Source organism: Bradyrhizobium sp. WU425, from assembly GCF_021052305.1.
GTDB lineage: Bacteria > Pseudomonadota > Alphaproteobacteria > Rhizobiales > Xanthobacteraceae > Bradyrhizobium > Bradyrhizobium canariense_D.
In genome coordinates this window covers 860,264-876,131 of sequence record NZ_CP088089.1, presented here as the reverse complement: position 1 = coordinate 876,131, position 15,868 = coordinate 860,264, and the positions used below count along the sequence as shown (strand labels likewise).

Below are 15,868 nucleotides of genomic sequence, written 5' to 3'. Positions count from 1 at the left end.
GAGGTGTCCCGCGGCACCCGGCCGTCCGGCATGTCAAAGATCCGAAACTGAGCAAAAGGAGATCTACCTATGAAGGCAACCTCATTCTTGGCTGCGGCATTTCTTGTTGGCGTATCATCCGTTGCAGTGGCGCAAAACGCACCGCGAGCTGCCGGCTCTGCGGATCATGGCGCTGTGCAGAACTCGCCTCCCAACCAGTCGGTGGACCACCGCGCCGATGGTGGCACCACCAACAACAAGGGAACAAACAAGGCCGACGCGATCCAGTCCGACAGCAGTGAGGCGGGCGTTCGGCAGCAGATGGTCAACGACTTGCAGCAGGCCGGTTTCTCCGACGTAAAGGTACGGCCGCAGTCATTCCTGGTGGAGGCTAGAGATCGGTCAGGAAATCCGGTGACGATGTTCGTTGGCCCCAACACTTTCGCCGAGGTGAAAACGATCGGGGCGAATGCGCAGAAGAACTCCTCAAACGCAAACTCATCCAGCGGCAGCGCCAACGCGACTTCGGATCGCCCGGGCGGAGCCTTCACGTCGGTGCCTCCCAAGGACGGCCTGAGCTCGCAGTTGATGGGTCTGCAGGTGTACAACAACTCGAAACAGGACATTGGCACGATCAAGGATGTTGCGCTGAATGAAAACGGCATCGACGGCTATATTCTTTCCGTGGGAGGGTTCCTGGGCATCGGTGACCACTACGTTGCAGTGCGACCTTCGGCGATCAATTTGAAGTTCGATCATGCGGCCAAGAAGTGGACCGCTACGATGGACACGACGGCCGACCAGTTGAAGTCGGCGCCTGAGTTCAAGTACCCAAGCAACGGGTAATTGTGTGAGGTGGAGCGGTTCAGCGGAACCGCTCCACCTTCCGGCTGTTGCTTCCAAGTGGATTCGGTCTTGCCGGCTCGATTATGCTTGCCCGCGCTGAACAATTGCTGGCTGATCTGGGCGAGACATTCTGGCTGCTGCCCATGCTCCTGGTGCTTCGCAGCCTGAGCGGCGCCTTCGCTCTCGTTCACATCGACCGGAGCAATGTCTCGCTCGCAGATCTGCAGGGTTGGCTGTACGATGGCGGCGCGACGGGCGCGCGTACCCTGCTCGGCACAGTCGCCGGCGCGACGATCGGCGTCGCGGGAACGGTGTTCTCTATTACCATCGCCGCCTTGTCTCTCGCTGCTGGTCAGATGGGGCCGCGGCTCCTGCGCAATCTCATCCGCGATCGCGGCAATCAAGCCACGCTCGGGATGCTGCTCGGCACATTCTGCTATACCCTCGTGGTGCTGAGAAGCATCCGGACGGAGGCCGAGGGCGGCTTCGTCCCTCATCTATCAATGAGCGTTCGAATTCTGCTCGCTTTGGCTTGTGTGGCGATGCTCGTGTATTTCGTCGGTCACGTTGCCGGCCGGATCAACGTGGAAACTGTCATCGAACTCGTCAGTGAAGACCTCGGCGGCGCTATGCGCCAGCTAACCGTCAAGGATCCGCAGCCGAAACCTCCTCCGGGCGAGTACTGGACCGGCTCCCTGCCCCTGAAGGACTCGCGGCGCGGTTATCTGCAACATCTTGACGAAGAGGGCCTCGCCACCTGGGCGGCCAAGCATAGAGTTACCATTCGGCTGTTGATCGGCCCCGGCGACTATGTTTTCCCGGGGGCGACCGTCGCTCTGGTTAACCCTCCCGTCGACGGTGCCGAAGCGGCTATCCGGGATGCGACGGCGCTCGGCGCAACAAGCAGCATTGCTTCCGATCTGCGCTTTGCCGTTCGCCAACTTGTCGAAGTCGCGGTGAGGGCTCTTTCCCCCGGCATCAATGATCCGCACACCGCCCTCTCGGTCCTGGATCGACTGGGCGCGGCGTTGTGCGATCTTGTGCCCCTGCATCTGCCATCAGGAGTGTCGATCCGAGGAAGTCAGCCGGTCCTGGTGGTGCCGCATGTGCAATACGATCAATTGCTCGGGACGATGTTCCATATGATCCGGCAAAGCGCAGGCGCACAACCTGCAGTGTCGATCCGGATGATCGAGGTGATGACCCAGGTCGCAAGCTGCGAGCGCGATCCCGCCCGGCTATCGGCGCTCTCCAGCCACGCCGACCTTGTCCTTGCGGACGCTCATCGCCTGATTGACGCTCGCAGCGATAGGGAGGATGTCGAAGGCCGATATCAGCTGTTTACTCTGATGGTCCGGGCAGGTCCGATGGGGCGATTCACCGAAGAGATCTTGCCTCTGCCGGATGATGATGCGCCAAAGCTTAACGCTGAGTCAGCCGCCTTCCGATCTCGGCGTTGAGCTCGGCGCCCGCCAGGATGAAGTAGGCTGCGACCCAGAGCCATGTCGTCAACACGGCAACTGCGCCGAGCGATCCGTAAGTCTTTTGGTAGGCTGCGAACGTGTTCACGTACGTTGAGAATGCATAAGAACCGGCAATCAATCCGGTAGTAGCGAGGAGCCCGCCGGCCGAAGCAAGGTCCCATGTCGGCTTCGACCTGTTGGGTGCGCAGCGGTAGAGCAGAGCGACAATCGCGATGATCATGCACACGAGCAGCGGCCAGCGTATCAACATTGCCGTAGTCCGCCACCCGGCTGGAATTGGGAGGTAGCTGAGCAGGAGGGGAATCAACGCTATTCGGATCACGGCGCCGCCTGCGAGGATGAAAAACGCCACGGTCAGCGGCAGAGCGACGGCATTGAAGACAACAAGCCCACGCTCCTCGGAAACCGCGTAAGTCACGTTCAAGGCGGTCATGAGCGTCCCGGTGGCGTAACGCGCACTCCAGATCGAGATCCCTACACTGACCATCAGCCCGAGGCCGAAGGGAGGATGCGTGCCTTGCTCGAGCACTTTCAATCATTCTGAAATGAGCGCAGTCGCCTCACCTGGCAGGATGATCTGGAGCGCATTGAGCTTTCGCACGATATCGTTGGGGTCGGCAAGGAGACCGTAGAATGACACCAGCGCGGCAATGGCGGGGAAAATCGAGAGAAAGGAATAGAAGGCGACGGCGGCAGACAAGATCGAAATGTTGTGATCGTCCAGCCTGGCCCAAACGGCGGCCGCGACGGAGATGAGCCTGCGCACAAGTCCGGGGCCACCGGCGCTTACCACCTCGACGTTGCAATTTGCCTTTCCGTTCAGGTTGATCCCGTAGCCAGCTTTCACGAAAGCACACAAAACCCCTCAGCTGCTGCTGGCGTTCCACGCCATCGTCGAGAGATGAATGGCCATCTCAACGGGCGCTGAGGGCCGCTCGAGGAAATGAATTTGCCGGGCCAAGAGAGCACCGCCACCGAAAGCGTACCCGCAAGTTTGGGAACCACAGCCTCGGACGCACTTTGGATCTGGAGCAACGCATTAAAGTCTCTACCCCGAATGGCCGAGCTTCCTCCGATCCGGATTCTCGTCTCCCCGCTTCCGGCCGACAGCCCGGGGAGGATGCGCCTGGCGCTCCGGTTGGACAGGACCCATTTGGGAGTCAACGTCGAGCATCTGAGCCGGTGCGGACGCAGCAGAACCTTCGACGGCTGGGCGCATCGAACCTCCGGCAGGCTGCAGAACCTTGCGAACGCCGCTGCTGCGGCTGCGCTTGCGGTCATTCTGCCAAAAGCGGTACTCCGCGCGGCGTCGCCCCGACCATCCACGAGCACGTAGGCACCTGGTACCTAGAAGCTCTGCGCCCAATTGCGAAGCGGTGGCAATAGCTAGGGGCCGTTCGCCCGCGATCTGGCGATGTACTCGGGATGTGTCATCGGAAGCAGCCGGGCAAGTTTCCGAATGGGCCGCGCCCGCGAACTCCGTTTGTACGCTACCGCGCAAAGATTCTGAGCGCCTCGCATTCCCCGGAGGCACAGAGCTGCGGTCAAATCGTTGAGCAGTCGCTTCGGCCGCAGGCCGCCGCAGGCTGAAGCGCGTTCGGGGGCCGGCTCATGCTGGAAGATGGATCCATCACACCTTTTCTTCGGCCACCTTGCGTACCGACAGTAAGCGCGCTCACGAACGCTCACGGCGACGTAAGCAGGCCGAGCGCAGAGTTCGGCACCAGCAGCCCTAAACCGAGATTGACCAATGAACGGGATTGGCGATGAGAAGCCGCCGACAGAGCCAGGTGCATGCAGATTTTCCGCCCAGGCGCTGACACGATCGCGAAGGTCCTCCTGGCCTCGTGCGGCGCCGCCCCGATCCTTTTGGTCGGGTTAGCCTACGGTGTCATGAGCTCGCCTTACGCGACTGGACAAGATGTGACGCGCAACCAGCCCATTCCGTTCAGCCATCAGCATCACGTCGGCGGCTTGGGGCTTGATTGCCGCTACTGTCACACCTCGGTCGAAAAGGCGCGCTTCGCCGGGCTGCCACCGACCGAGACGTGCATGACCTGCCACTCCCAGCTTTGGACAAACGCAGGCATGCTCGCCCCGGTGCGTGCGAGCCTGGCGAAGGATGAGCCAATCGCCTGGCAGCGGGTGAACAAACTCCCCGACTACGTCTACTTCGACCATTCAATACATGTCGCGAAAGGGGTTGGATGCACAACCTGCCACGGCGCGGTTGATCAGATGCCACTGATGCGCCAAGCGGCGCCCCTGACCATGCAATGGTGCATCGATTGCCACCGAGCGCCCGAGAAAGCACTGCGCCCGCGCGAGGCGGTGTTCGACACCGGATGGTCACCAGCAAAGAATCAGGAACAGCTCGGCCGCGAGCTGATGGCGAAGTACCACATTCGTGTTGATCATCTGACGGATTGCTCGGTATGTCACAGGTAGATGAGTTGCCCGTCAAACGGGTCTCACGCGTAGCCCGCCCCGAGCTGGACCGCCGGCAGGCATTGAGCTTCCTCGCAGCTGGCGTCGCGTCGGGACTGGCCGCTTGTAGCCGTCCGGACGAACAGATAATTCCTTACGTGAGAATGCCGGACCGCCTTGTGCCGGGCGAGCCCTTGAAATTTGCGACCACTCTGGCGCTCTCGGGCTACGGGCGTGGAGTGCTCGTTAGTTCCGTCGACGGGCGCCCGATCAAGCTCGAAGGCAACCCTAAGCATCCTGCGAGCCTCGGTGCGACCGACGTGTTCATGGAGGCCGCCGTTTTGTCCCTCTACGATCCGGACCGCTCGCGGACAACGCTTCACGAAGGGGCCATCGCTCCGGCTGAGGCATTCCGCGCAGCTGTGCTTGGCCAGAACCGACTGCTCAAGCAACGCAGTGGCGAGGGGCTACGACTTGTCACAGGTCGGGTGAGTTCGCCCACCCTGCTACGACAGATCGACGATCTGCTAGGGCAATTTCCGAAAGCCGCGTGGCATGCCTATGATCCCGCCGACGATGGCAGTGCCCGCGCCGGCGCAATGTTGGCCTACGGACGAGAGATCGAGACAGTGCCACACCTCGCGCGCGCGCGCGTGGTAATCGCGCTTGGTGCCGACCCGCTGGGCCATGGTCCGGATCAACTCCGAAGCGCAAGGGGATTTGCCGAGCGCCGTCAGCCGCAGAACGAGGGCTTCTCGCGTTTTTACTGCCTTGAGGCGGCCCCGACGCTAACCGGGGCGAAAGCTGATCATCGGCTCGCCCTCCGGCCGGCGATCATCGGCGAAGTGGCGCTCGCGATTGCCAAGTCGCTTGGCGCAGCTGTCCGGGACGCCGCGGTGCCCGATCATTTGAAAGAACTCGTGCGGAAAATTAGCTCCGATCTGAACTCCAGTCCCGGCAGCGCCATCGTTCTCGCGGGCCGAACGCTTTCCGCCGAAGCCCACGCGGTCGTGCACTGGATCAACGCTCGCCTCAATGCGCCAGTGGACCTCATTGATCCAGTGGGCCGCACACCTGCCGGGCGCCAGCCCCAAGCGCTCGATGAACTGGTTCGCGATCTGAAAGGGGGCGGCGTCGATCAGCTCGTCACGCTCGGCGTCAACCCTGCGTACGACGCTCCTGCCGATCTCAATTTCCCCGACGCTTCCAGAAAAGCGCCGTTTCGACTGCACGCGGGCTGCTATGCGGACGAGACCGCAGAGCTTTCAAACTGGCACGTTCCCCTGAGCCATCCACTCGAGGCCTGGTCTGATCTGCGTAGCATCGACGGGACAGCCAGTCTGGTTCAGCCGCTGATCCGACCGCTGTATCGCAGCCATACGGAGCACGAATACATTGCGCTTCTCACGAACGGCGATATGGCCTCGCCGCGCGATCTCGTTCGACGGACTTGGCAGGCGCAGGCCGGAGCTGACTTCGAGACCTGGTGGACACGCGCGCTTCACGATGGTGTCATCGCCGGCAGTGCGGCGGAGCCGTTGCGACCTGCAGAGCCCAAACTACCGCAGATGCCGGAACCTCGTGCCGCGTCCGAATTCCAGGTGGTGCTGCAGCCCGATCCAGGTCTCTGGGACGGCTCGTTCGCAAACAACGCCTGGCTGCAAGAATGTCCGAAGCCCCTGACGAAACAGGTCTGGGGAAACGCTCTCGCGCTCAACCCTGAAGACGCTCGGCAGCTCGGTGTCTCTGTCGGCGAGGTGATCTCGATCCGATCAGGCGGGGCCACGATCGAGGCCCCCGTGCTTGTAGAGCCGGGTGCTGCCCTGGGTGTCGGTAGTCTGACGCTCGGCTATGGCCGCAATCGCGCCGGCGCTATCGGAAATGGCATCGGATGCGATGCAAATCGGCTTCGGAACACAAAAAACCCATGGACCATCGCGGAAGCCGTCATCACAAGGACCGGCCGAAATCAAGAACCGCTCACAACCCAGAATATCGTCCGCGCTTCGGACTATGTTTCCGAGCTCTACCCGGTGCGCAAAGTCGCCGATGCTGCAAGGACGCTCACTGCTCCGGAAGCGGAGCGCCCCCCCAGTTTGCTGCCGGAAGCACCGCCTCGCAGCGGCGATGGAAACGCTTGGGCCATGGTCATCGACACCTCGCTGTGCATCGGCTGCAATGCATGCGTCGTCGCGTGTCAAGCCGAGAACAATGTGCCCGTGGTCGGCCCAGAAGAGGTCGCCCGTGGGCGAGACATGCATTGGTTGCGGGTTGACGCCTACGATCATGGAACAGCGGCCAGTCCGGTGCTCGGTTTCCAGCCGGTGCCGTGCATGCATTGCGAGCACGCCCCGTGCGAGCCCGTGTGCCCTGTCGCCGCTTCGGTTCACGATAGCGAAGGGCTCAACGCACAAGTCTACAACCGGTGCATCGGCACGCGGTTCTGCGAAGCCAATTGCCCCTACAAGGTACGTCGGTTCAATTTCCGGGGCTACGCCGACGGCCAGGAGTACGCCAACCTCGGCTTCGAATCCTATCTCGCTCAAAAGAATCCGGAGGTCACGGTGCGCGCTCGCGGCGTGATGGAGAAGTGTACTTACTGCGTCCAGCGGATCAGTTCGGCACGACGAGCGGCAGAGCGCGGTGATCGGACGATTGGCACGGACGAAGTCCGGACCGCGTGCCAGAACGCATGTCCCACCAGCGCGATCGTGTTTGGCGATCTCAATCAGGATGGATCCAGCGTCAATCGGCGCAAGTCTGATCCTCGACACTACGCCCTGCTTGGGCATCTGGACACGCGTCCCCGCACGACCTACCTCGCCGACGTCCGCAATCCTCCAGCCGAGGGGGACGGCACATGAGCGATGTCCTCGAACCGAATGCGGCCGCGCCGGCGCCTTGGGTTTCTGCGTACCGGGCCAGCGATGTCGAGATCACGCAAGCTGTGACGGCGCCTCTGTTCGCAAGCCCGGGAAAGTTCTGGTGGATTGCTCTCCTGGTCAGCGCGCCTTTCGTCGCGTGGCTTCTGGCAGCAGTCGTCTGGGTGTTTTACGAGGGCATCGGTGTCTGGGGCGTCAATTCCACCGTCGTGTGGGGCGTTGCGATTGCCGACTACGTGTGGTGGATCGGCATCGGCAATGCAGGCACGCTGATCTCGGCAATGCTGTTGCTGACGCGGCAGCGATGGCGCGCCTCGATCAACCGGTTCGCAGAGGCCATGACGCTGTTCGCGGTCGCCATTGCGGGGCTCATGCCTATCGTGCATCTCGGACGACCGATCTACGCCTACTGGTTGGCCCCCTACCCCAACACGATGTCGCTGTGGCCGCAGTGGCGGAGCGCGCTCGTTTGGGATTTTTGGGCGATCATCAGCTATTTGCTGTTCTCGATCCTGTTCTGGTACGTCAGCCTCATTCCGGATCTCGCAACCATGCGAGATCGGACGAGGTCGCGCACGGGTCAGCTGCTCTACGGGGCCTTTGCACTCGGGTGGAGCGGCTCGCTGCGACACTGGCGTGCCCTGAGGATCCTTCATACGACGATGGCAGCACTCGGGGTACCGCTGGTGTGCTCGGTCCATTCCATCGTCGGGCTGGATTTCGCCGCAAGCCTGATGCCGGGCTGGCAGGAGAGCATTTTTCCGCCCTACTTCGTTGTTGGCGCGATGTACTCGGGGTTCGCCATGGTCGTTGTGCTTGCCTTGGCGATCCGCTGGGGCTTCGGACTTCAGGCCATCATTACGCGCAAGCACTTTGACGTCATCGGTCGTGTCTTGCTGATGTCCTCGATTGTGATGGGCTATTCCTACGCAACGGAGTGGTTCATGAGCTGGTATGGCGGCGCGCGCAGCGAACGCAGTCTCGTGGCTTTCGAGTTTACCGGGGTCTATGCACCCCTGTTCTGGGCTTTACTGAGCTGCAACGTCATCCTGCCCCAGGCGCTCTGGTTTCCTCGCGTGCGAAGGTCCTTTGCTGCCCTATTTGCGATTGCGATCGCCATCAACATCGGGATGTGGCTTGAACGCATTTTGATCGTCTGGAACACACTCTCTCATGGATACATGCCGAGCCTTTGGCGGGTCTTTCACTTCACCATCTGGGACTTGGCGTTCGTCATTGCACCGCTGGGCTTCTTTGCGTTTCTGTTCCTGATCTTCGTACGCCTGATCCCTGCCGTTTCGATGTTCGACATGCGCGAACTCGCCCACCGGGAGAACGTGGCATGACTGGGCCTCTCCTGGCAGAATTTCCGGATCCCGCTACTCTGATCGCTGCCGCTCGGAGCCTCAAGGTCCGCTCGGAATTCAGCCTCCTGGATGCTTTCACCCCCTTCCCCGTCGAGGAGCTCGAGCAGATCATCCCCGCCAGGCGCTCCGGTATTCGGGCGACGATGCTCTTGGCCGGGTTCTCCACCGCAGCGTTTGCCTTTGCCCTGCAATGGTACAGCGCGGTCGTCGACTATCCTATCAACAGCGGCGGACGCCCCCTGAACTCATGGCCGGTGTTCCTCCTCGTGCCCTTTGAAGTTGGGGTCTTCGCAGCCGCCCTCGCCGGATTCATCGTTCTGCTGTGGTCTACGGGGCTCCCGCAGCTGCACAATCCATTGTTCGACATTACCGGCTTCGAGCGGGCTTCGCAGGACCATTATTTCCTGCTCGCGTGCGGAGAGAACGACGAGACCACGCGCGAGCTCCGCCACCTGCTTCGGACGACCGGCGCAACGAGAGTCACCGAAGTGCGTGCACCATGATCGGCCGCCTGGCAATCCCCCTGACCCTGGCCTTGCTGCTTTCCGGCTGCAACGACATCTCGATGACGCAGCAGCGGCGATATGGAACGTTTTCGCGCGCGGCCCTGTTCGAAGACCAGACCGAAGCACAGCCACTGCCGGAGGGCAGCGTGGCGCAAGGAGACATCGAACGTCAAAGGCAAACGCAGCAGCGCCCGCCGATCGACGCGAGGCTGCTCGCGCGTGGCCGCCAGCGCTACGACATCTATTGTTCTCCGTGCCACGGGCTGTCGGGAACAGGCAAGGGAATGATCGTGCAGCGCGGGTTTCCGGCGCCGCCGTCCTACCACGGTAGCCGGCTGCGGGCCGCGCCCGCCGAGCACTTCTTCGACGTGATCACCAACGGCTACGGGGTGATGTACTCGTACGCCGCCCGGGTCGATCCAAACGACCGGTGGGCGATCGTGGCCTACATACGGGCGCTCCAGGAATCTCAGGGCGCGAACGTAGCGGATGCTCCCGAGCTACGGAGCAGGTTGCCATGAGCTCCGATGCGACAATCGTTCGCTTCCATAATCTTCGCCGGTTTCGAGCGGTTTCCGGAATTCTGCTGCTGAGTGTCGCTGTGATTGTGACAGCGGGATACAGGACACCAGCCCTCTCTCAGGGGTGGCTGCTCGCGTTCGCCATTTTGAGCTGCGTGCCGATCGGCAGCATGATCTTGTTGCTGATCCATTCGCTAACCGGCGGCCGATGGGGCACTGCAACGGCCTCAGTGTTGAGACCGTCGGCCGCGCTCACCGCGGCGGTGGCCATCGCCTTCCTTCCAATACTGGCCACCTCCGGCCAACTCTATCCCTGGTCACAGGACGGCTCGCAGGTCGCCCAAGACGTTGGACGCTGGTACCTGAACTGGGGTTCGTTTGTTTTGCGCGCTGCCCTTGCCCTCGGCGGATGGAGCGTCCTCGGGATCACGTTTGCTTTGGGCAAGGGCGGTCGTCTGCTCGCGGGGCTGGGGCTTGCCTTCTACGGCGCCACCATCAGCCTCGTTGCGGTGGACTGGTTTCTCTCTGTCGAGCCGCACTACGTCGCGACTGCCTTTCCGGCGATGATTGCGATTCAGCAGCTCGCAGCGACGCTGGCCTTTGTTGCGTTCCTGACCGCACCCACCCTGGATGAGTCTGCGGCATCCGATGTCGGCGCGCTGCTGCTCGCGGTCTTGCTGGGCGTCGTCTACCTGGAATTCATGACCTATCTTGTCGCGTGGTACGGCGATCTGCCCGACAAGGCCGCATGGTACCTCAAGCGAAGCTCTCCAGGCTGGGCCATAACGATCGTGCTTGCGTTTGCCTTGGGCGCTGCTCTGCCATTCTGCATCTTGATCGTACGCAGGTGTCGGCGGAGCCGCTACGGCCTGCAATCGGCTGGGATATTGGTGCTGCTCGGCACCGTTCTCCACTTTTGCTGGCTGATCGTTCCTGTCTTTGATCAGCAAGACGCAGTGCTCACCTGTGGCATGGGTGCGCTGGTCGCCTTGGGCCTGAGTTCGTTTCTGATTGGAGCTGCCCTCAGTCCCGCTTTGGAGGCTCAGCATGCCGAATGAAGAGATGGAGCGCCGGGCGCTGCCGCAATCACCCGACGTTGCCACGAGCAAAATCCTCATTGCCGTCAGCGGCTACCTCGGTTTCGTCGGTCTGGCCATGGTGGCGATCTTTTTTTACGTTAAGGCAGATGCACCCGCCGCCTTCAAGCTGCCTATCGAACGACAATTCCCGCAGCCCGGCCTCCAAACTGCCCCGGACCAGGACCTCGCCAATGCATTGCAGAGCGAACGAAGTGCTCTGTCTCGGTACAGCTGGATCGACCGAGGCAGAGCTGTCGCAAGAATACCCATTGAGAAGGCCGTCGAGATCGTCATTGCCAGAGGCGACCGCGGTTACGATCCTCTCGACAAGTCAAAACCCCCGGAGGTCGAGAACATCAAGGGAGCGCAGCAATGAGAGTGCTTGCGCTAACGGTACTCATGGCCGTCTGGTCCTCGAGCGCCTTGTCGGCTTTGACGGAACAGCAGCTCAAAGATGTTGCACTGGCGCCACCTGAAGGAGCCAGGGCGCCGGCGACACTTGAGTTTCGGGACATGGATGGCAATGAAACGACCCTTGGCCACGCAATCGACGGCAGGCCGACCTTGCTGCTGCCGGCGGACTTCACGTGTACCCAAATCTGCGGCCCGGCGCTCACTATCGTTGCAAGCGCGCTACAGCAGACGGGATTGGTGGCCGGGCGCGACTACAGCCTCGTGGTGTTCGGGATCGATGCAGGGGATGATGCCGCCGCGGCTCGCAGATTCGCCGGCGGACAAGTCGGCGGCCCCGGGGTATCGGTTCTAGTCGGTAGCCAGGCAAGCATTGACCATCTCACCACGGCCATCGGTTATCGCCTCCAAACCGATGGCCAAAATAGCGCGGTCGCTCACCCAGCGGCGTTCGTCACGCTCACGCCTGACGGTCACGTTTCCCGCGCGTTTTCCAGCCTGGGTTTGCAACCATTCGATCTCAAACTCGGGATCCTGGAAGCCGGGCGGGGCAGTGTGGGCGGACTGAGGAGCCGTATCGCCCTCCTCTGCTACGGATTTGATCCGGTTCACGGCATCTACACCCGGCGGGTCGACTCCGCGCTGAAGCTCGGCTGCGCATTGACCGTCGCACTTCTTGGGTTTGCGATAGTCATCATGTGCCGTCGGTCGCGACGCACCGGGGTGATGACATGACCACCGTTTTTACCCTGCCGGAGGCAAGCACACACGCCGCTCGTGTCGATGGGATATTTGCCATTCTGGTGATCGTGTCGGCGCTCACGCTTGCGCTCGTGTTCGGCTTGCTCGTCACGTTCGCCATCCGGTATCGCCGGGGCTCCAACGCCAAGCGCGGCCGCTTGCCAGAGATCGTGAACCGCGAATTCGAGGTGAGCTGGACGGCCGCGACCGGGTTCCTGTTCGCATTTCTGTTCTGGTGGGCCGCCTCGGCGGATGTGGGCGCGCTCACCGCTCCGACGAACGCGCTGGAGGTGCACGTGCTCGCCAAACAATGGATGTGGAAAACACAGCACTCGAACGGAGCTCGTGAAATCGACGAGCTCCATGTTCCGCTCGGAAAGCCGGTTCGGCTGGTCATGACGTCCCAGGACGCCATTCACTCGTTCTTCGTGCCCGCGTTTCGCATCAAGCAGGACGTGCTGCCGGGGCGCAACACGGAGACCTGGTTCAAGGCGACCAAGCTTGGAGTTTTCCCGCTGCTGTGCGCCGAGTATTGCGGCACGGACCATTCAGCGATGCGCGGCCGGATCACGGTCATGGGTGAGGACGACTACGCTCGGTGGTTGAGCAGACAACCCGAAGGCGACGACCTCGCTCACCTCGGCGCCAAACTCTTCGTATCTCAAGGCTGCTCCGGGTGCCACGCAGCTTCTTCCAGCGTGCATGCCCCCAAGCTCAACGGCCTTTACGGCCGGACCGTTCAGTTGTCGGACGGTCGGCAACTGAAAGCAGACGATGCCTATCTCCGGGATTCGATCCTCCAGCCAAAGCGCGACATCGTCGCGGGGTTCGAACCACTCATGCCGAGCTTTGCGGGGCTGCTCGACGACGGGGAGGTACAAAGTCTGATCGCCTACATTCGCTCTCTCGGACAGGAGCAAGATCATGAGTGACGTGGTGCTCGCGGGCGAACTGCCGTTTCCGGCGCGTCCGGACTATCTGCGAGCGGGGAGCACGCTCGCATCTTGGCTCACCACCACCGATCACAAGCGCATCGCCATACTCTATGCGCTCACGATCACGGTCTTCTTCTTCATGGGCGGCGCAGCGATCACGGCGGTCCGCCTCGAGCTGTTCGTGCCGAACGGCTGGTTTCTGAGCTCCGATACCTACAATCGGCTGTTCTCGTTCCACGGCATCATCATGGTCTGGTTCTTCCTGGTGCCGTCGATCCCGAACACGTTCGGCAACTTCCTGATGCCGCTGATGATCGGAGCGCCCGATGTGGCCTTTCCGCGCCTCAACCTGTTCAGCTGGTACCTGACGCTGGTCGGCGGGGTGTTCGCGGTCTACACCCTGATAGCGGGAGGCGTCGATACTGGTTGGACCTTCTACACCCCGTTCTCGACGATGTTCTCCAACACGCACGTCCTCACGGCCGCTGCCGCCGTGTTCGTCGTGGGTTTCGCCAGCATCGCGACCGGGGTGAATTTCATCGCGACAACGCACATGTTGCGCGCGCCGGGAATGACCTGGTTCAGACTGCCGCTGTTCGTCTGGTCGATCTACGCCACCTCGATCGTCATGGTGCTCTCGACTCCCGTGCTCGCGATCTCGTTGATGCTGGTCGTCGCAGAGCGCTGGTTGGGGCTGCCGATCTTCGATCCGGCACGCGGCGGCGATCCCATTCTCTTCCAGCACCTGTTCTGGTTCTACTCGCATCCCGCGGTCTACATCATGGTCCTCCCGGCCATGGGAGTGGTTTCCGAGATCATTCCTTGCTTCGCCCGACGCCGCCTCTTCGGATACGACTTCATGGTCTATGCCATCATTGCCATCGCGGGGATCGGCTTCTTCGTTTGGGGACACCACATGTTCGTGTCCGGACAATCGCCCTATGCGAGCCTCATCTTCTCGTTCCTTTCCTTCGTCATCGCCGTACCTTCGGCAATCAAGGTCTTCAATTGGACCGCAACGCTCTATCGAGGACAGATCAGCTTCAACTCGCCAATGCTCTATGCCCTCGGATTCGTTGGATTGTTCACGACCGGCGGGTTGTCGGGGCTGTTTTTGGCGTCGATCCCGGTCGACGTGCACGTAACCGACACCTACTTCGTCGTAGCGCATTTCCACTACATCATGGTCGGCGGTTCGGTGTCCGCCTTCTTCGGTGCGCTGCACTTCTGGTGGCCAAAGATCACGGGGAAAATGTACCCGGAGTCCTGGGCGCAGTTTGCCGCCATCACGATGTATTTCGGCTTCAACATGACTTTCCTGCCGCAATTTTTCGCCGGGTACCTCGGAATGCCGCGGCGCTATCACACCTACCCGGCAGAGTTTCAAGTCTACAACGTCATGTCATCCGCTGGCGCGGCCGTTTTGGCCGCCGCTTATCTGCTTCCGCTGATGTACCTGACCTGGTCCCTTCTTCACGGCAAACGCGCCCCGAACAATCCTTGGGGCGCTACCGGGCTGGAGTGGACGACGACGTCGCCGCCGCCGCCGAACAACTTCGATATCCAGCCGCTTGTGGATCGTGGCCCTTACCAGTATCACGCCGAACGCGAGTCGGCCGGGACCGATGCCCCCGAAGTTCAGAACGCCAGGTCGCTACGATGACCGACGCAACCGCACTGCTTCGAGAACCGTGGGAGCGCTTCGAGCGCCAGCAACGAGCGGGAAAGTTCGGGATCTGGATCTTTCTTGCAAGCGAGACCCTGTTCTTCGGAGCACTTATGCTCACCTATGCCGTCTGCCGGGTCGAGCACCCGGACGCATTTGCGGCAGCTGGTCGCGCCACAAACATCTGGTTCGGCACGACCAACACCGCCATCCTGCTTACGAGCAGTCTCACCATTGCGGTCGCCTCCCAAGCTGCGGCCCAGAGCGAACGCTCCCGCACTCTCGTCCTCACCTGCCTAGGCCTGACTGCGGCGCTCGGATTCGCGTTCATCGTCGTGAAGGGCTTTGAATACAAGGAGGATATCGACAAACATCTGGTCCCCGGAGCCGGCTTTGCACTGTCAGAGGCGGCTGCGCAGCTTTTCTATGGTCTGTATTGGCTGGTTACCGGGGTGCATGCGATCCATCTCACGATCGGCATCGTGCTTGTCGTCAGGCTGATCGTGCTTGGAGCAACCAGGCGAATTCGCCTGCGCGAGAATCCCGAAATAGAAGTCACCGCGCTCTATTGGCATCTCGTCGATATCGTCTGGATCTTTCTGTATCCGCTCATTTATTTGCCAGGGAGAGCCTCATGACTGGAAATCGATCGCATCCAAGCAGTTCGTCAGCTCTGTGGGTCAAGAACGGGATCATCTGGGTCGCACTTCTCGCTTTGCTCTTATTGAGCATGTTCCTGGCTTACATTCCTATGGGCCCTGTCACCGTCGCGTCGGGAGTTATCGTTGCCGTCATCAAGTCGAGCTTGGTCGTGGTCTTTTTCATGGAGCTCATCCAAGCTCGCGCATTGGTCAGGCTTGCCGCCGTCTCCGGCTTGATCTTTCTCGCGGCCATGTTCTTGCTTACTTTTGCAGATGTGCTGACCAGGACAGGGAAGATCTAGCCCCACCAATCAAAGCCGGTGCTCCAGCGTACCATTCTGACGAACGGCTGGCCGCCGACCGCGTTTTATCTTGCCGAAGGC

14 protein-coding genes and 1 pseudogene are annotated in these 15,868 nt (G+C 61.4%); 14 read left to right on the top strand and 1 reads right to left on the bottom strand.

Features of this window, described 5'->3' with window-relative positions; translation table 11 throughout:
* The first annotated feature begins 69 nt into the window (after positions 1–69).
* Positions 70–825, top strand: coding sequence for a PRC-barrel domain-containing protein (locus tag BcanWU425_RS04160; RefSeq protein ID WP_204512648.1), 756 nt, complete (start codon positions 70–72; stop codon positions 823–825).
* Between the two features lie 83 nt (positions 826–908).
* Complete coding sequence (locus BcanWU425_RS04155) at positions 909–2,285, top strand: DUF2254 domain-containing protein (protein WP_231189953.1); 1,377 nt, start codon at positions 909–911, stop codon at positions 2,283–2,285.
* On the opposite strand, the pseudogene BcanWU425_RS04150 reads toward BcanWU425_RS04155, so the two are convergent.
* Positions 2,248–3,075 (bottom strand): annotated as a pseudogene (locus tag BcanWU425_RS04150) (YihY/virulence factor BrkB family protein). The gene BcanWU425_RS04155 and the pseudogene BcanWU425_RS04150 sit on opposite strands and share 38 nt — an antisense overlap.
* Positions 3,076–4,103: 1,028 nt before the next feature.
* Between BcanWU425_RS04150 and BcanWU425_RS04145 the strand changes: the two are divergent.
* From BcanWU425_RS04145 to BcanWU425_RS04090, 12 genes are read left to right on the top strand one after another with little or no spacing between them, the layout of a single operon-like run.
* Positions 4,104–4,757 (top strand): cytochrome c3 family protein, encoded by a 654-nt coding sequence (locus tag BcanWU425_RS04145; protein ID WP_204512652.1) that lies wholly within the window; start codon positions 4,104–4,106, stop codon positions 4,755–4,757.
* Complete coding sequence (locus tag BcanWU425_RS04140; protein WP_231189952.1) at positions 4,745–7,600, top strand: 4Fe-4S dicluster domain-containing protein; 2,856 nt, start codon at positions 4,745–4,747, stop codon at positions 7,598–7,600. The genes BcanWU425_RS04145 and BcanWU425_RS04140 overlap by 13 nt, the downstream gene beginning before the upstream one ends.
* A complete protein-coding gene (gene nrfD, locus BcanWU425_RS04135) occupies positions 7,597–8,964 on the top strand; it encodes an NrfD/PsrC family molybdoenzyme membrane anchor subunit (protein ID WP_231189951.1) in 1,368 nt (455 codons plus the stop codon). The genes BcanWU425_RS04140 and nrfD overlap by 4 nt, the downstream gene beginning before the upstream one ends.
* The gene (locus tag BcanWU425_RS04130) at positions 8,961–9,488 is read left to right on the top strand and encodes a DUF3341 domain-containing protein (RefSeq protein ID WP_204512655.1); all 528 of its coding nucleotides are present in this window, start codon (positions 8,961–8,963) and stop codon (positions 9,486–9,488) included. Before nrfD ends, BcanWU425_RS04130 begins: the two co-directional genes overlap by 4 nt.
* Positions 9,485–10,012 (top strand): c-type cytochrome, encoded by a 528-nt coding sequence (locus BcanWU425_RS04125; protein WP_204512656.1) that lies wholly within the window; start codon positions 9,485–9,487, stop codon positions 10,010–10,012. Before BcanWU425_RS04130 ends, BcanWU425_RS04125 begins: the two co-directional genes overlap by 4 nt.
* Positions 10,009–11,070, top strand: a complete 1,062-nt coding sequence (locus BcanWU425_RS04120) for a hypothetical protein (RefSeq protein ID WP_204512657.1) — start codon at positions 10,009–10,011, stop codon at positions 11,068–11,070. Before BcanWU425_RS04125 ends, BcanWU425_RS04120 begins: the two co-directional genes overlap by 4 nt.
* Positions 11,060–11,467, top strand: a complete 408-nt coding sequence (locus tag BcanWU425_RS04115; RefSeq protein ID WP_204512658.1) for a hypothetical protein — start codon at positions 11,060–11,062, stop codon at positions 11,465–11,467. The genes BcanWU425_RS04120 and BcanWU425_RS04115 overlap by 11 nt, the downstream gene beginning before the upstream one ends.
* Positions 11,464–12,237 carry an SCO family protein gene (locus tag BcanWU425_RS04110; protein WP_204512659.1) on the top strand — a complete coding sequence of 258 codons (774 nt, stop codon included), beginning with the start codon at positions 11,464–11,466 and terminating at the stop codon, positions 12,235–12,237. Before BcanWU425_RS04115 ends, BcanWU425_RS04110 begins: the two co-directional genes overlap by 4 nt.
* Positions 12,234–13,175, top strand: coding sequence for a cytochrome c oxidase subunit II (gene coxB, locus BcanWU425_RS04105; protein WP_204512660.1), 942 nt, complete (start codon positions 12,234–12,236; stop codon positions 13,173–13,175). Before BcanWU425_RS04110 ends, coxB begins: the two co-directional genes overlap by 4 nt.
* The gene (locus tag BcanWU425_RS04100) at positions 13,168–14,841 is read left to right on the top strand and encodes a cytochrome c oxidase subunit I (protein WP_231189950.1); all 1,674 of its coding nucleotides are present in this window, start codon (positions 13,168–13,170) and stop codon (positions 14,839–14,841) included. The genes coxB and BcanWU425_RS04100 overlap by 8 nt, the downstream gene beginning before the upstream one ends.
* Positions 14,838–15,482, top strand: coding sequence for a cytochrome c oxidase subunit 3 (locus BcanWU425_RS04095; protein WP_204512662.1), 645 nt, complete (start codon positions 14,838–14,840; stop codon positions 15,480–15,482). The genes BcanWU425_RS04100 and BcanWU425_RS04095 overlap by 4 nt, the downstream gene beginning before the upstream one ends.
* Positions 15,479–15,787, top strand: a complete 309-nt coding sequence (locus BcanWU425_RS04090) for a cytochrome C oxidase subunit IV family protein (RefSeq protein ID WP_204512663.1) — start codon at positions 15,479–15,481, stop codon at positions 15,785–15,787. The genes BcanWU425_RS04095 and BcanWU425_RS04090 overlap by 4 nt, the downstream gene beginning before the upstream one ends.
* The last annotated feature ends 81 nt before the right edge of the window (positions 15,788–15,868 follow it).

What these genes read in the sequence shown, in the direction of transcription:
- BcanWU425_RS04160 (WP_204512648.1), top strand. Translation starts at nt 70, where the DNA reads ATGAAGGCAACCTCATTCTTGGCTGCGGCATTTCTTGTTGGCGTATCA.
- BcanWU425_RS04155 (WP_231189953.1), top strand. Translation starts at nt 909, where the DNA reads ATGCTTGCCCGCGCTGAACAATTGCTGGCTGATCTGGGCGAGACATTC.
- BcanWU425_RS04145 (WP_204512652.1), top strand. Translation starts at nt 4,104, where the DNA reads ATGCAGATTTTCCGCCCAGGCGCTGACACGATCGCGAAGGTCCTCCTG.
- BcanWU425_RS04140 (WP_231189952.1), top strand. Translation starts at nt 4,745, where the DNA reads ATGTCACAGGTAGATGAGTTGCCCGTCAAACGGGTCTCACGCGTAGCC.
- nrfD (WP_231189951.1), top strand. Translation starts at nt 7,597, where the DNA reads ATGAGCGATGTCCTCGAACCGAATGCGGCCGCGCCGGCGCCTTGGGTT.
- BcanWU425_RS04130 (WP_204512655.1), top strand. Translation starts at nt 8,961, where the DNA reads ATGACTGGGCCTCTCCTGGCAGAATTTCCGGATCCCGCTACTCTGATC.
- BcanWU425_RS04125 (WP_204512656.1), top strand. Translation starts at nt 9,485, where the DNA reads ATGATCGGCCGCCTGGCAATCCCCCTGACCCTGGCCTTGCTGCTTTCC.
- BcanWU425_RS04120 (WP_204512657.1), top strand. Translation starts at nt 10,009, where the DNA reads ATGAGCTCCGATGCGACAATCGTTCGCTTCCATAATCTTCGCCGGTTT.
- BcanWU425_RS04115 (WP_204512658.1), top strand. Translation starts at nt 11,060, where the DNA reads ATGCCGAATGAAGAGATGGAGCGCCGGGCGCTGCCGCAATCACCCGAC.
- BcanWU425_RS04110 (WP_204512659.1), top strand. Translation starts at nt 11,464, where the DNA reads ATGAGAGTGCTTGCGCTAACGGTACTCATGGCCGTCTGGTCCTCGAGC.
- coxB (WP_204512660.1), top strand. Translation starts at nt 12,234, where the DNA reads ATGACCACCGTTTTTACCCTGCCGGAGGCAAGCACACACGCCGCTCGT.
- BcanWU425_RS04100 (WP_231189950.1), top strand. Translation starts at nt 13,168, where the DNA reads ATGAGTGACGTGGTGCTCGCGGGCGAACTGCCGTTTCCGGCGCGTCCG.
- BcanWU425_RS04095 (WP_204512662.1), top strand. Translation starts at nt 14,838, where the DNA reads ATGACCGACGCAACCGCACTGCTTCGAGAACCGTGGGAGCGCTTCGAG.
- BcanWU425_RS04090 (WP_204512663.1), top strand. Translation starts at nt 15,479, where the DNA reads ATGACTGGAAATCGATCGCATCCAAGCAGTTCGTCAGCTCTGTGGGTC.